A 14616-nucleotide genomic window follows, 5' to 3' on the forward strand; every position below is an offset into this window, starting at 1 on the left:
TCCTTAGCTGTTCACAAAATAACGGCAAACCAGAACCTCAAAACGAAACGCCCGCCGCAGACTGGCTGCTGGCGGACGTTTGTTGGTTGGGCAGTTTACTTGCTATCGCATCTGAAAACACACGTTTAGTTGAATCAGCGTTGCAGGCTTTCCCAGACTTTTTGCAAGCGTTTTACCGATACCGGCATCGGCGTTTTCAGTTCCTGCGCAAACAGGGATACGCGCAGTTCTTCCAGCATCCAGCGGAATTCCAGCAATTTCGGATCGGCATCAGCACCGTGGCGGCGCGGGTGGCGCAGCCAGGCTTGTGCAACGCTGTTCCATTCTGCCATTTGCTTCTGATCCCGTGCCGGATCAGCGCGCAGTTTGTCGATACGCACTGCCATTGCTTTCAGATAACGCGGGAAATGTGCGAGCTGCACATAATCGTTTTCTGCGATAAAGCGTTTATGCACCAGTTGCTGCAACTGGCTTTGCATATCGGCCGCGGCGGCGCTGTGCGCTTTGACGGACTGAATTTTTTTCGGCAGCGCATGGTATTCGCTGAGTATCAATCCGGCCAGTCGCGCAATTTCATTTGCCAGCAAATTCAGGCGTGCTTTGCCTTCTTCGCGACGCTGACGGAATTCGCCTTCGTTCGATGGCATACCGTTTTGCAGACAGGCGCGTTCCAGCGCAGTCTGAATAATCTGGTCGCGTAATTCTTCGTGCGAACCCAGCGCCATGAACTGCATGCCCATTTGCTGCATGCCCGGAATATTTTTCTCTAAGAACTTCACCTGTTCTTTGAGCTGCAATGCAAACAAACGGCGCAAACCGGTGCGGTGAATGCGCGCGACTTCGTCCGGATCATCGAATACTTCAATCTGACAATGGGTTTGCTGATCCACCAGCGCCGGATAACCGATCAGCGTTTGCTTACCCTGCTGCACTTCCAGCAATTCCGGCAATTCGCCGAAAGTCCAGTCGGTCAGTTTTTCCTGCTGATACACCACCGGTGCAGCGCCGCCTTTGCCGGTAGCGGCTGGCATTCTGGCCGGTGCTTTCGTCGGCACTTCGTCGGCTACCGCATCGTTACCACCTTCCAGCAGAGCCAGTTTTTCTGCGCTGGCGATTTTCTGGAAGCTTTCACGCGCCTGTCCGCCCAGTTCTGCACGTAGGCTGGCGAGATTACGGCCCATATCCAGCTGGCGTCCGTGTTCATCCACCACTTTAAAATTCATCGCCAGATGGGCTGGCAGGGTTTCGAATTTGAAGTCGGTGCTCTTGCACAGCAAACCGGTTTTTTCGCGGATATCGGCAATCAGTACATCTATAAACACGCCCTTACCGAATTCATTGCGCTCAGAAAATCCGGCTGCGTATTCCGGCAACGGTACACAGTGGCGGCGGATTTTTTGCGGCAGCGATTTCAGCAATAACTGCACTTTCTCTTTGATCATGCCGGGCACCAGCCATTCGCTGCGGTCTGCCGATACCTGATTCAGCAAATACAGCGGTACGCTCATAGTCACGCCATCGCGCGGGCTGCCGGGTTCAAAGTGATAACTGAGTTGTACCGCCACACCGGAAACCTGCATGGTTTTCGGGAAAAAGTCTGTGGTGATACCCGCGGCTTCGTGGCGCATCAGATCATCTTTGACCAGATACAGCATTTTCGGCGTGGTGCGCGTGGCTTCGCGGTGCCATTGTTCAAATTCCACCGCATTGCAAATGCCGGGCGGAATCAGCTTGTCGTAAAACGCCACGATCAGTTCATCATCCACCAGCACGTCTAAGCGGCGTGATTTGTGTTCCAGATTTTCAATCTCGCGCACCAGTTGCTGATTGTGCGCGAAGAAAGGCAGGCGGGTTTCAAACTCACCATTTACCAGTGCTTCACGAATAAAGATATCGCGCGCTTCATCCGGATTGATATGACCGAAATTAATCCGGCGCTGGCTGTACACCACCAGCCCGTACAGCGTAGCGCGTTCATGCGCGACGACTTGTCCGGCTTTCTTTTCCCAGCGCGGATCGCCGTAAGATTTTTTCAGTAAATGCGCGCCGGTTTTTTCCAGCCATTCCGGCTGTATCTGCGCAATGCAGCGGCCGTAAAGACGCGAAGTATCCACCAGCTCCGCACACATAATCCAGCGACCGGCTTTTTTACTCAGATGCGAACCGGGCCAGATATGGAATTTAATGCCGCGCGCGCCGAGGTAATGGCTGTCTTCATCCGATTTATAACCGATGTTGCCCAGCAAACCGGTCAGCAGCGCCAGATGCAATTGTTCGTAAGTGGCTGGCTTTTCATTCATGCGCCAGCCCTGCTCTTTGACGATCGTCAGCAATTGCGAATGCACTTCACGCCATTCGCGCAAGCGCAGCTGATTCACAAAATTGCTGCGACAGTTATCCTGCAACTGGCGATTGGTTTTTTTATGTTCTACCGCGTCTTCAAACCATTTCCACAGTTTCAGATACGATAAAAATTCCGATTTCTCATCAGCGAATTTTTTATGTGCCTGATCTGCTGCCGCCTGCGCTTCCAGCGGACGTTCACGCGGGTCCTGCACCGACAAAGCCGCAGCAATAATCAGCACTTCCTGCAAGGCTTGCTGATCGCGCGCTGCCAGAATCATGCGGCCAACACGCGGATCTAATGGCAACTTGGCGAGCTGACGACCCACCGCAGTCAGCTGATTGGTTTCATCCATCGCGCCCAGTTCCTGCAGCAACTGGTAGCCGTCCGCAATCGCTCGGCCCAGCGGTGGCTCGATAAACGGGAAGCTTTCTACGTCGGTCAGACGCAGTGATTTCATGCGCAGAATGACGGATGCCAGCGAGGAACGCAGAATTTCCGGATCGGTAAAACGCGCGCGCTGCTGGAATTCTTTTTCATCGTACAAACGAATACAGACACCGGACGACACACGGCCGCAACGACCGGCACGCTGATTCGCAGCCGATTGCGCAATCGATTCGATTTGTAATTGTTCGACCTTATTGCGGTAGCTGTAACGCTTGACCCGCGCCAGACCGGTATCGACCACAAAGCGTATGCCCGGCACCGTCAGCGAGGTTTCGGCGACGTTGGTCGCCAGCACAATACGGCGCGCATTCGATGGTTTGAAAATGCGCTCCTGTTCCTGCGCGGATAAACGTGCAAACAGCGGCAGAATTTCCACATGCGGCGGATGGTGTTTGCGTAAAGCTTCCGCTGCGTCGCGGATTTCGCGCTCGCCCGGCAGGAAGATCAGCACATCACCGGAACCCAAACGGCACAGTTCATCCACCGCATCGGTAATCGCGGTCATCAGATCGCGGTCTTTATCTTTTTCTGTGTCCTGCACCGGACGGTAACGGATTTCCACCGGATACAAACGGCCGGATACTTCGATCACCGGTGCCGGTTTTTGCTGCGCATCGCAGAAATGACGCGCGAAGCGGTCAGCATCAATGGTTGCGGACGTGATAATGATTTTCAGATCCGGACGTTTCGGCAGAATCTGCTTCAGATAGCCGAGCAGAAAATCAATATTCAGGCTGCGTTCATGCGCCTCATCGATGATGATGGTGTCGTACTGACGCAGCAAAGGATCGGTCTGGGTTTCTGCCAGCAGAATACCGTCCGTCATCAGCTTGACGCAGGCGCCATCATTCAGCGTATCGGTAAAACGCACTTTATAACCGACATGCTCACCCAGCGGTGAACCCAGTTCCTGCGCAATCCGTTTTGCGGTTGACGATGCCGCGATACGGCGCGGCTGGGTATGACCAATCATGCCAGTGCTGCCGCGTCCGACTTCCAGACAAATTTTCGGCAATTGCGTGGTTTTACCGGAACCTGTTTCACCGCAGACAATCACGACCTGGTTTGCAATCAGCGCATTCGCGATATCTTCACGCTTACCGGAAACCGGCAATTCTTCCGGGAAGGTGATTTCCGGTAAAGGATTACGTTTTGCCAGAAACGGATGCACTTGCCCTGCCATGTTTTTTGCGCCGGATTGAAACGGCTTCTGGCTTGCGGCTTTGCTGTTTGGTTGTGGCTTATTCTGTGCCTGCTGGCGTGGCGCAGCATTACGCGCACCGGCTTGCGGCTGGCTGTTGCGCTTTTCCTGTGTTTGCGTCTGAGCGCGGACTTGTGGCTGTACCTCAGCCTGACTTGCCTGCGGCGCTGGTAATTGCTGCTTTTGCTGTTGTTCTTTTTGTTCGATCAGCTGTGCGCGTAAATCGCGCAATCCGGCCAGTCCGTCCAGTTTGGCGGCGCTGCCGGAATGAGGTGTTTTTTTCTGTGTCATAGGGGCGGGATTATCCCAGATTTAGCCAGCAGCGACAAAACACCGCGTCGCTGATTGCGCACCGGTGTTGCCATGCTGTTATGCAAAAATTTTCTGTGCTGACTTGACTTGAAGTGCACTGCAACTTCTACACTGCATGGCTCTCTATCTCATTTCTTGAACAGAAAGACCTTTCTGATGATTCCGAAAAAATATGCGCAACTAATGTTCAGTCTGATTTTGTCCGGCCTGATGTCTTTACTGGTATCCGGCATTACCACGGTACGCACCACTGGCCTGCATGATCAGACGCTGGGACTATGGCTGAGCGCCTGGCTGCCAGCGTGGATGGTGGCTTTTCCATCGGTGATGGTGGTTGCGCCGCTGACGCAAAAACTGGTGGCGATGCTGGTGCGTAAAGATTAAAAAACACCGTAAATTTCAGCGTTGGTAAAGCCACCGCATACGCGTACTCATCCCGATATTGCTTTGCACCATCGTCAGACGTTGCTCTACCGGAAAACGACAAGCCCTTTGTAATTTACTGGCAGGAAGAACCGGCTTCTGCTACAACCCAGATTGAATACTGGTGCGCTGGCAATGGCACGCGCATCAGTCATCGCATTCAGTGTTTCAGCTTTTGCAGTGTCATTATCTGGCCGGGGGTTACCATGTCCGCACGTTTGATTATCTGTCTGCTTTTTTCTGTACTGACTGGTTGTGCAACACAGCCAAAAGTCGCTCAGCCAGCACTGTTTCACGACAATGCATTCGCCTTGAGCCACACCGAATTGCGCGCCGATGATGTCCTGAAGGTCAGTGAACCGATGAAGGAATTTCTGAAGCAGCATGTACACGCCGGCAACGGCGACATGCGCGTCAGACTGTATCAGGCGCTGAAGAAAAACAGCGGTCTGATGCTGGAATACGATGCCGAGGAAACGCTGAACGCCAGCGAAGCATTTGAACGGAAAAGCGGTAACTGTCTTTCGCTGGTGCTGATGACGGCGGCAATGGCGCGCGAACTCGGGCTGGATGTACGGTTTCAGAATGTACGGATGGATGACAGCTGGACCCGCACCGATCATATATTGCTGGCATCCGGTCATGTGAACGTTTTGCTGGGCCGGCGTACCAGCGCCTTCGACCTTGATCTGGGCGACCATGCTTCGCTGATTATCGATTTCCTGCCGCCTGGCGTCGCAATGCGTCAGCAAGTCGACATCATTTCTGAGAAACGCATTGTGGCAATGTATTTCAATAATCGCGCCGCTGAACTGCTGGCACGCGGCAAAGCAGGAGAAGCTTACTGGTATGCGAAAGCAGCCATCACCACTGATCCCGATTTTTCTATCGCGATCAATACCCTTGGCGTGGTGTATCGCAAGCAAGCGATGTTTGCGGAGGCTGAACAGTTATTTCGTTACATCGTGGTGACACAACCTGAAAATGTTGTCGCACTGAGCAATTTGCAGGAATTGCTGGCGAACCGTCAGCGTCATACAGAAGCCGCAGAGATTGCGACGCAGTTAGCAAAACTGCAGCCCGAACCACCTTTTTATTTCCTGAATCAGGGCAAGCAAGCGTATCTGGAAGGCCGCTTTGCCGATGCGCGCAAACTGATAGAAAAAGAGTTGCGCAAAGATCCGTACAACGAAGAATCTTACTTCTGGCTGGCGCGCACCTACTTTCAGCTCGGGAACTTGCAGAAAACCGAAGAAAATCTGCAAATGGCAGAGAAAAATGCGCTGACCCGCAAATCGCAGGATTTGTATTATAAAAAGCGCCAGTCTCTGGCATTGCTGGCGCAAAAATAAGTTTCCGGAAGACACAGACTATGCAAGATTCCTGCGCGATCAGATTATAATTCGCGCATGGAAAATCCCGTTCAATTCGTTCAGTGGCTGCGCTCGGTCGCACCGTATATTCACGCCTTCCGCGGCAAGACTTTCGTCGTGGCCTTCCCGGGCGAGCTGGTAGTTGCCGGCGCACTGCCCGTTCTGGCGCAGGATTTGTCGCTATTGCATGCACTCGGCATCAAAATTGTGATCGTGCACGGATCGCGCCCGCAAGTAGCGGAACAGCTGGCACTGCGTAATGTCGATGCGCACTTCCATCACAGCGTACGGATTACCGATATCGCGGCGATGGAATGCTCGAAAGAAGCCGCAGGTGAATTGCGTCTGGACATTGAAGCGGCATTCAGCCAGGGCTTACCGAATACGCCGATGGCACATTCCGCGATTCGCATTATTTCCGGTAACTTTGTCACTGCGCGCCCGATTGGCATCGTGAACGGTGTCGATTTCGGCTTGACCGGTGTCACCCGTAAAGTGGCGGCGGATACGATCCATAAAATTCTGGAAGCAGGCAGTCTGGTCTTACTCGGCCCGCTGGGTTTTTCGCCGACCGGTGAAGCATTTAACCTGACGATGGAAGACGTTGCAGTGTCTGCAGCCACAGCGCTGAAAGCCGATAAGCTGATTTTCATTACCGAAACACCGATGATGGTGGATCAGGACAATGAAGAAATTCACGAATTATCGTATCAGCAAGCCGATGAAGAATTAAACGCAAATTACCTCCCGGCCGATTCTGCGTTTTATCTGGAGCACGCGGCCAAAGCCTGTAAAGCCGGCGTACAGCGTGTGCATATCGTGCCTTACGCGATGGATGGCTCGACCCTGCTGGAATTATTCACGCATGATGGTGTCGGTACGATGGTGACATCGGAAAACCTGGAAACCCTGCGTGAAGCGACGATTGAAGACGTTGGTGCGATTATTAAACTGATCGAACCGCTGGAAGCCGATGGCACACTGGTCAAACGCGGCCGCGAACTGATCGAACGCGAAATCAACCAGTTCTCTGTGATTGAGCATGACGGCGTGATTTTCGGCTGCGCAGCACTCTACCCTTTCCATTACGACAAAATGGCGGAAATGGCCTGTCTGACCGTGAATCCGGATGTGCAGGGTCAGGGCGATGGCGAGCGGATACTCAAACATATGGAAAGACGCGCACGCCGCGCCGGTTTCCATTCTCTGTTTGTGCTGACGACGCGTACTGAACACTGGTTCTTAAAACGCGGATTCGTGAAGGCCACCGTCGATGATTTACCGCGTGACCGTCAGAAAATGTACAACTGGCAACGAAAATCTCTGGTACTGATCAAGCAGCTGTAAGCAGCTTTACGTATAATCGCGGCATTCGCAAATTCAACAGGAGTTACTATGGCCCGCATGGTCCACTGCATTAAACTGGATAAAGAAGCTGAAGGTCTGGATTTCGCACCGGTTCCGGGCGAACTGGGCGCAAAAATTTATCAGTCCGTTTCTAAAGAAGCCTGGGCTGGCTGGATCAAACACCAGACCATGCTGGTCAATGAAAACCGCCTGAATCTGGCTGACATCCGTGCCCGCAAATACCTGATGGCGCAAATGGAAAAGCATTTCTTCGGTGACGGTGCCGACGCTGCTGCCGGTTACGTTCCGCCAACAGAATAACGGAATAAATCAGCGCTGCTGATACGACAAAGCCTCCGCAGTTCGGTCCGGAGGCTTTTTTTATGGCTTCGTAACAACTGCCAGCGTCCGGGCCAGCCCATGTCCCCACGGGCGGCAAAACTGCCCCAAATACCCTCAAATGCGGCATTCAGCACAGCGATCCGGCGGTCGTCGGCAGAAAGTCCGGGGCTCCGGAATCAGCAGATGACGATAACTGCACAAAAGCCCGTTTTCTTCTGACAGAAAAACGGGCTTTTTCAGGGGCTGACTGATACGGAATCAGTTCAGGAAATCGACTTTACCGGTTTCCACGTCATGCATTGCACCGATCACTTTGATCTGGCCTTTATCGACCATTTCTTTCAGTACAGGGCTCTTGTCGAGAATCGATTTCACGGTCATGCGGACATTGGTTTCAGCGGCAGCATCCACGAAATGATGATTTTTGGAGGAACGGTCATCACCGTGCACGTTTGGCGTTGCTTTAACGGCTGGCGCGATTTTTTCAATCAGCGCAGTCAGATTACCCATTTTGACGTTGTCGCAGGCACCTTTCACCGCGCCGCAATGGGTATGACCCACCACCACAATCGCTTTGGAACCGGCGACCTTGGATGCATATTCCAGACTGCCCAGAATATCTTCATTAACGATATTACCGGCGACACGCGCGGTGAACATATCGCCGATACCCTGATCGAACACCAGTGCAGGATCAGAGCGGGAATCAATACAGGAAACAATGCTGACAAACGGGAACTGCCCCTGAGAACCGGCTGTTTTGGTCTGGGAAATCAGATCGCGCTTGAGCATTGTGCCGGACAGGAAACGGGCGTTCCCTTCTTTCAGGCGCTGAATCGCTTCATCCGGTGTAACTTTCGCCTGCGAATCTTTGGTCATCGGAATACTGACAACCGCATCCGCAAACGCAACCGGCGATACCACCGCACCAGCACCGACCGTACCCAGCATCGCCAGTGCGATCGCTGACTTTCTTAAGACCGGAAACAACGACATTTTTTGCTCCTTGATATATTTTAAAAATGAGCGGAGATCTTACGAAATGTCGTTGTCCGGGCACAATTCGGATTTTCCGTCAGAATTGTAAGGTTTTTACCCCTTCTGCCATTCCCAGCAGACAAACATTCGCGCCCTGCGCCGCAAACAAGCCTACGGTCACAACACCCACGATGTTATTGATTGCTGCTTCCATCGCCACCGGATCGGTAATCTGCATACCGTGCACATCCAATATATAGTTTCCGTTGTCAGTTACCAGCGGTTTTTCATCTTTCATACGCAGCTTCGCTTCACCGCCGATGGCATTCAGCTTACGGGCAACCACAGCATGCGACATCGGGATCACTTCCACCGGCAGCGGAAATTTACCCAGTGTTTCCACCAGCTTGGAACCGTCAGCGATACAAATGAATTTTTCTGCCACCGAGGCCACGATTTTTTCGCGGGTCAGTGCCGCGCCGCCGCCTTTGATCATTGCGCCGCTGGCGGTGATTTCATCAGCACCGTCGATATACACCGGCATGCTGGTCACATCATTCAGATCCAGCACTTCAAAACCATGCGCACGCAGACGTGCTGCGGTTGCCTCGGACGATGCAACGGTCGCTTTCACTTTGTGTTTGATTTTCGCGAGTTCATCGATGAAAAAATTCGCGGTGGAACCAGTGCCAACGCCAACGATCTCGTTTTCAACAACATACGCAATCGCCGCTTTCGCCACTTCCAGTTTCAGTTCATCCTGAGTCATGATTTCACTTCTTTCTTACAATAAAAAAAACGTTTAACGATTTACCCGCAAGCAAAATGCTTTACACCGGCCACAAGGTCGGTGCCTGCATTGCTGCAATCTGTTCCTGTAATTCTGTAATTTTTTCCTGCCAGTAACGCGGCGTGCCAAACCAGGAAAACGCAGCAACAAAGGCCGGATCAAAACGGCGCTGCGCCAGCCACGCGGAATAATGGATCAGCCGCAAGGTGCGTAAAGCTTCAATCAGATATAACTGACGCGGGTGGAATTCATAGAAATCTTCGTAACCTGCCAGCAAATCGCCGAGTTGCGCCTGCATATCGGCACGCTCGCCGGATAACAGCATCCATAAATCCTGTACCGGCGGGCCGCTGCGCGCATCATCAAAATCCACAAAATGCGGGCCAGCTTCATCGCCATCGTCCACCCACAACACATTACCCGGATGACAGTCTCCATGCAGACGAATTTGCGGCACTTCACCCGCTAGATCAAACTGGCGCTGCACCTGATCGAGCGCACGCTGGCTGGTGTCGGCCCAGACCGTTTTTAATTCATCCGGTATCAGATCAGGCGTCTGCAGTAACCAGGCGCGCGGCTCAGTTCCGAAGCTATCGATGTTCAGTGCCGGTCTGTGTTCAAAGCAGGTTGTTGCACCTTGCGCATGGATACGGCCGATAAAGCGGCCCAGCCATTCCAGTGTCGCAGGATCATGCAATTCCGGAGCATGGCCACGCTGACGCGGAAACACCGCGAACCGGAATGCCTGCCAGTGACGCAGCGTATTCCCCTGCGCATCCGGAAAAGCAGTCACCACCGGAATTTCTGCCTGCGCCAGTGCTGCGGAGAACTGATGCTCTTCAATAATCGCAGCATCAGTCCAGCGTTCAGGCCGGTAAAACTTAGCGATCAGCGGCGAACCATCTTCCACACCCACCTGATAGACACGGTTCTCATAACTGTTTAAAGCCAGCAAGCGGCCATCCACCATCCAGCCGGCTTGCTCTACGGCGTCCAGCACCAGATCCGGTGTCAGGCCGGAAAAGTGCGAAAAATCCTGATTTTTATCCATAGGCGGCATTGTAAGGTGAATCGTTTATGACTCAGCGATTTTCTGGCGCTGTTGCCTGAAAAATCGTGCAGACGCCCGTCTGAGCGGCTACACTTCGGGTATTTCAACGATTACGAAGTTATTGCTATGCATCTTGATGAACCATTGAGCGATAAGGAATTTAACGAACTGGACAAGTTTCTGATGTCTGACCGGGTTGGTGATGACGGTATGACAATGGATGCTTTGCACGGTTTTCTGACCGCCATCGCGATCGGCCCGGAAATGATTCCTGTACAGGAATGGCTGCCAGTGGTCTGGGGTTTACCGGACAATGAACAGCCAAAATTCAAAACCGACAATGAAATGAAACGCATCACGAATCTGATTGCGCGTTTCATGAATGAAGTCCAGATCACGTTTGAAGTGGCGCCACAGGAATTCGAGCCACTGTATTGCGTGCAGGAACACAATGGCAAAGAACTGGTAGACGGTGAAACCTGGGCCTGGGGCTTCTGCGAAGGTATGCGCCTGCGCGAAGATGAATGGCAACCAGCATGGGAAGATGCGCTGGCGGGTCCGGTGCTGCATCAGATTTATCTGCTGGGTGCGGAAGAAATCGAGGAAGAGGAAGTTGAATTCGTCGATACACCGGAAAAATGCCACACGCTGGCGCTGTCCATCGAAAAAGGTATCCGCACCGTACGTCAGTTCTGGGCGCCCCTGCGTAAAAATGGCGTGGAAACCGTAAAGCGTGAAGCACCGAAAACTGGCCGTAATGATCCCTGCACCTGCGGCAGCGGCAAGAAATTCAAAGTCTGCTGCGGCGCGGAGTAAACTCGCAGCGCCTCTTGAGGAAAACCTCTACGGCGCTGGCTGTTTTGAAATGCTGACATCGTGTTAATGTAAATGCCTGTTTATCCGCAGAGGAAATTTTCATGAGCTTACAGCAACAATTTGAACAGGCAGTTACCGATTCCAAAGCGCTGCCTGAGCGTCCGGACAATATGACGCTGTTAAAAATCTACGCACTGTACAAACAAGGTGCGAGCGGCGACGTGACCGGTGAACGTCCTGGCATGATGGATTTTGTTGCGCGCGCCAAGTTTGACGCGTGGGCAGAACTGAAAGGTACTGCGCAGGAAACGGCAATGCAGAGCTATATTGATCTGATCAATTCGCTCAAAGGCTGATGCTCTGAGCAATGCAGGCAGCAAAAAAAACGGGAGGTTTTCCTCCCGTTTTTTATTGCGAAATCACCACAGAGGATTTTTAGCCTGCCCTGTAAGTAGTCCGGCAATCAGATTATCCGCAGCACAATTCGCCATCGCTCTGCGCGTTTTGACTGACGCACTGGCGATATGCGGTGTCAGCACCACGTTATCCAGTTTCAGAAACGCCGGTGCAAACGCTGGCTCATTTTCAAATACATCCAGTCCGGCAGCCGCAATCCTGCGCTCACGCAAAGCAGCAATCAGCGCCTGATCATCCACAATGCCACCGCGCGCAATATTGGTCAGCGTGGCCGTCGGCTTCATCATCGCAAGCTCTTCTGCACCAACTGCATGGTGCGATGCGGCTGAATACGGCAACACCAGAATGATGTGATCAGCTTCTTCAAATAAAGCTTGCTTACTCACATAACGTGCCTGATTCGCCTGCGCTTCCTGCTCTGTACTAAGGCGACTGCGGTTGTGATACATCACCTCCATCCCGAAACCCTGCGCACGACGTGCAATTGCCTGCCCTATTCTGCCCATACCCAGAATACCGAGCGTGCTGCCGTGAATATCAGCGCCGGACATCAGGTCGTAATGCCATTTATTCCATTTTCCGGCGCGCAAAAAATGTTCTGCCTCCGTTATACGTCGTGCAGTCGCCATCATCAGCGCCCAGCCGAAATCGGCAGTCGTTTCTGTCAGTACGTCCGGCGTGTTACTGGCCAGCACACCGGCAGCCTGCATGGCAGGCACATCCAGATTGTCATAACCGACCGCCATATTGGCTACCATCTTCAGCTGCGGACACGCTGCCAGCACAGAAGCATTGATACGTGATGAGCCGGTAACAATTGCACCTTCTTTACCCTGCAAACGCCGTATCAGCTCTTCCGGTGAAAAGATCTCATCGCCCTGATTCGATTCGACTTCAAAATATTGCTCCAGACGGTGCAGCACATCAGGAAAAATCGCGCGAGCGATCAGAATGGCAGGTTTTGACATAGGTGATATCCGGCAAATCGTCATAAAAACAGAAGGGACTGGCAGGCTCAGAATGCTGAACCCGCTTGCATTCAGATGATGATTGTGACACTTCAGCACTGATCATGCACAAAATTTCTGCTAATTACCCTGTTCATCCGCCAAAATCTGATTTATACCGTTCTGAGCACCGGACAACCGGTAACCAGACCCCGCATTTGCTTATGCGCAAACTATATAAGCTCAGTTTGTGAGAAGTGCTGAATTGCCTTAAAATACAAGGCTTTGCAACCCACAGAGTCTTTTGCTTACTCGCAGGGCTAACAATTTACGTATTTTTTTGATTGGACTGTTATGACCCACGTTGTGACCGAATCCTGCATCCGCTGCCGCTACACTGACTGCGTGGATGTCTGCCCTGTTGACTGCTTCCGCGCCGGCCCGAATTTCCTGGCCATCGATCCAGATGAGTGTATCGACTGCGCAGTGTGCGTCGCAGAATGCCCGGCAAACGCAATTTACGCTGAAGAAGATGTACCTGCAGATCAGCAAAAATTCATTAAGTTGAATGCTGATTTAGCGCGTTCCTGGCCTTCCATCACCAAAACCGTCGCACCTCTGGCGGATGCGGATGACTGGAAAGACGTCAAGGAAAAACTGCAGTACCTCGAACGTTAATCCCTTGCCAGCCCGGCGCTGGCATTGTTTTAGTCTGACTGTATCTGAAAGCACTTCCTGCTATGGAAAATCAACAAACCACTCTGGCTGACGGCGTCATTGACGCGGATGCCGTTATTATCGGCGCCGGCCCGGTCGGCCTGTTCCAGGTATTCGAGCTCGGTCTGCTCGAAATCAAAGCTCACGTTATTGACTCTCTGCCAGTTGTTGGTGGTCAGTGCGTAGAACTGTACCCTGACAAACCGATTTATGACATTCCTGCAGTTCCGGTCTGTACCGGTCAGGAACTGACGGATAACCTGCTGAAGCAGATCGAACCGTTTGAACCAACTTTCCATCTGGGTCAGGAAGTGACTGTTGTTGAACGTCGTGAAGATGGTCGTTTCAATGTAGAAACTTCCACCGGCACCCGCTTCATCACTAAAACCATTTTCATCGCTGCGGGCGTTGGCTCCTTCCAGCCACGTACACTGAAAGTGGACGGCATTGAAGAATTTGAAGGCAAGCAAGTTTTCTACCGTGTAAAAGATCCTAGCCAGTTCCATGGCAAAAATCTGGTGATCTGCGGTGGCGGTGACTCCGCACTGGACTGGGCCCTGAATCTGGTTGGCAAGGCAGAATCTGTGATTCTGATTCACCGCCGCGAAGATTTCCGCGCTGCACCGGCATCGGTCGCCAAAATGAAAGAACTGTGCGACAACTACGAAATGCAGTTGCTGATCGGTCAGGTAACTGGTCTGGATACCAAAGACGGCGTGATGTCGGAAATCAAGGTTACCGGTGCTGATGGCGTTACCCGCCGTCTGGAACTGGATAGCCTGCTGGTATTCTTCGGCCTGTCTCCGAAACTCGGCCCTATCGCCGAATGGGGCCTGGAAATCGAACGTAAGCAGCTGAAAGTCATGAACACTGAGAAGTTCGAAACCAATGTTCCGGGCATTTTCGCTGTTGGTGATATCAATACTTACCCAGGTAAGAAAAAGCTGATTCTGTCCGGCTTCCATGAAGCTGCGCTGGCTGCTTTCGGTGCTGCACCCTACATTTTCCCTGAAAAGAAAATCCACATGCAGTACACCACCACTTCTCCGAAACTGCACAAGATTCTGGGCGTGGAAACACCAGTATTTGACTGATTTTGTCAGCACCA

At 52.4% G+C, this 14616-nt stretch carries 13 protein-coding genes; 8 read left to right on the forward strand and 5 right to left on the reverse strand.

Annotated elements, in window-relative coordinates:
- Positions 1 to 134: 134 nt before the first annotated feature.
- On the reverse strand, positions 135 to 3977 hold the full coding sequence (gene hrpA / locus KDM89_RS11345; RefSeq protein WP_438947514.1) for an ATP-dependent RNA helicase HrpA: 3843 nt from the start codon (positions 3975 to 3977) through the stop codon (positions 135 to 137).
- A gap of 486 nt (positions 3978 to 4463) precedes the next feature.
- On the opposite strand from hrpA, the gene KDM89_RS11350 reads away from it, so the two are divergent.
- From KDM89_RS11350 to KDM89_RS11365, 4 genes are all read left to right on the forward strand, one after another.
- On the forward strand, positions 4464 to 4691 hold the full coding sequence (locus KDM89_RS11350) for a DUF2798 domain-containing protein (RefSeq protein ID WP_212688043.1): 228 nt from the start codon (positions 4464 to 4466) through the stop codon (positions 4689 to 4691).
- Between the two features lie 245 nt (positions 4692 to 4936).
- Positions 4937 to 6082 (forward strand): tetratricopeptide repeat protein, encoded by a 1146-nt coding sequence (locus tag KDM89_RS11355; RefSeq protein WP_212688044.1) that lies wholly within the window; start codon positions 4937 to 4939, stop codon positions 6080 to 6082.
- A gap of 57 nt (positions 6083 to 6139) precedes the next feature.
- Positions 6140 to 7450, forward strand: coding sequence for an amino-acid N-acetyltransferase (gene argA, locus KDM89_RS11360; protein ID WP_212688045.1), 1311 nt, complete (start codon positions 6140 to 6142; stop codon positions 7448 to 7450).
- 48 nt (positions 7451 to 7498) lie between these two features.
- On the forward strand, positions 7499 to 7771 hold the full coding sequence (locus KDM89_RS11365; RefSeq protein WP_212688046.1) for an oxidative damage protection protein: 273 nt from the start codon (positions 7499 to 7501) through the stop codon (positions 7769 to 7771).
- 279 nt (positions 7772 to 8050) lie between these two features.
- Here KDM89_RS11365 and KDM89_RS11370 read toward each other — a convergent pair whose 3' ends face one another.
- The 3 genes from KDM89_RS11370 to KDM89_RS11380 form a co-directional block, all read right to left on the reverse strand.
- Complete coding sequence (locus tag KDM89_RS11370) at positions 8051 to 8788, reverse strand: carbonic anhydrase family protein (RefSeq protein ID WP_212688047.1); 738 nt, start codon at positions 8786 to 8788, stop codon at positions 8051 to 8053.
- 79 nt (positions 8789 to 8867) lie between these two features.
- Positions 8868 to 9539 carry a ribose-5-phosphate isomerase RpiA gene (gene rpiA / locus KDM89_RS11375; RefSeq protein WP_212688048.1) on the reverse strand — a complete coding sequence of 224 codons (672 nt, stop codon included), beginning with the start codon at positions 9537 to 9539 and terminating at the stop codon, positions 8868 to 8870.
- Between the two features lie 61 nt (positions 9540 to 9600).
- Positions 9601 to 10620: a serine/threonine protein kinase gene (locus KDM89_RS11380; protein ID WP_438947513.1), complete on the reverse strand. Its 1020-nt coding sequence runs from the start codon at positions 10618 to 10620 to the stop codon at positions 9601 to 9603.
- A gap of 117 nt (positions 10621 to 10737) precedes the next feature.
- Here KDM89_RS11380 and KDM89_RS11385 point away from each other — a divergent pair, with 117 nt between their 5' ends.
- On the forward strand, positions 10738 to 11427 hold the full coding sequence (locus KDM89_RS11385) for a UPF0149 family protein (protein ID WP_212688050.1): 690 nt from the start codon (positions 10738 to 10740) through the stop codon (positions 11425 to 11427).
- Between the two features lie 101 nt (positions 11428 to 11528).
- The gene (locus tag KDM89_RS11390) at positions 11529 to 11783 is read left to right on the forward strand and encodes an acyl-CoA-binding protein (RefSeq protein ID WP_212688051.1); all 255 of its coding nucleotides are present in this window, start codon (positions 11529 to 11531) and stop codon (positions 11781 to 11783) included.
- A gap of 63 nt (positions 11784 to 11846) precedes the next feature.
- Here the strand turns inward: KDM89_RS11390 and KDM89_RS11395 are convergent, their stop codons facing one another.
- Positions 11847 to 12812 (reverse strand): 2-hydroxyacid dehydrogenase, encoded by a 966-nt coding sequence (locus KDM89_RS11395; RefSeq protein ID WP_212688052.1) that lies wholly within the window; start codon positions 12810 to 12812, stop codon positions 11847 to 11849.
- A gap of 333 nt (positions 12813 to 13145) precedes the next feature.
- Between KDM89_RS11395 and fdxA the strand changes: the two genes are divergently transcribed.
- Both fdxA and KDM89_RS11405 read left to right on the forward strand, forming a co-directional pair.
- The gene (gene fdxA, locus KDM89_RS11400; RefSeq protein WP_212688053.1) at positions 13146 to 13469 is read left to right on the forward strand and encodes a ferredoxin FdxA; all 324 of its coding nucleotides are present in this window, start codon (positions 13146 to 13148) and stop codon (positions 13467 to 13469) included.
- Between the two features lie 62 nt (positions 13470 to 13531).
- Positions 13532 to 14602, forward strand: coding sequence for an NAD(P)/FAD-dependent oxidoreductase (locus KDM89_RS11405; protein WP_212688054.1), 1071 nt, complete (start codon positions 13532 to 13534; stop codon positions 14600 to 14602).
- The last annotated feature ends 14 nt before the right edge of the window (positions 14603 to 14616 follow it).

Origin of the sequence: Cognatundibacterium luofuense (assembly GCF_018139685.1) — a bacterium.
Lineage (GTDB): Bacteria > Pseudomonadota > Gammaproteobacteria > Burkholderiales > Burkholderiaceae_D > Undibacterium > Undibacterium luofuense.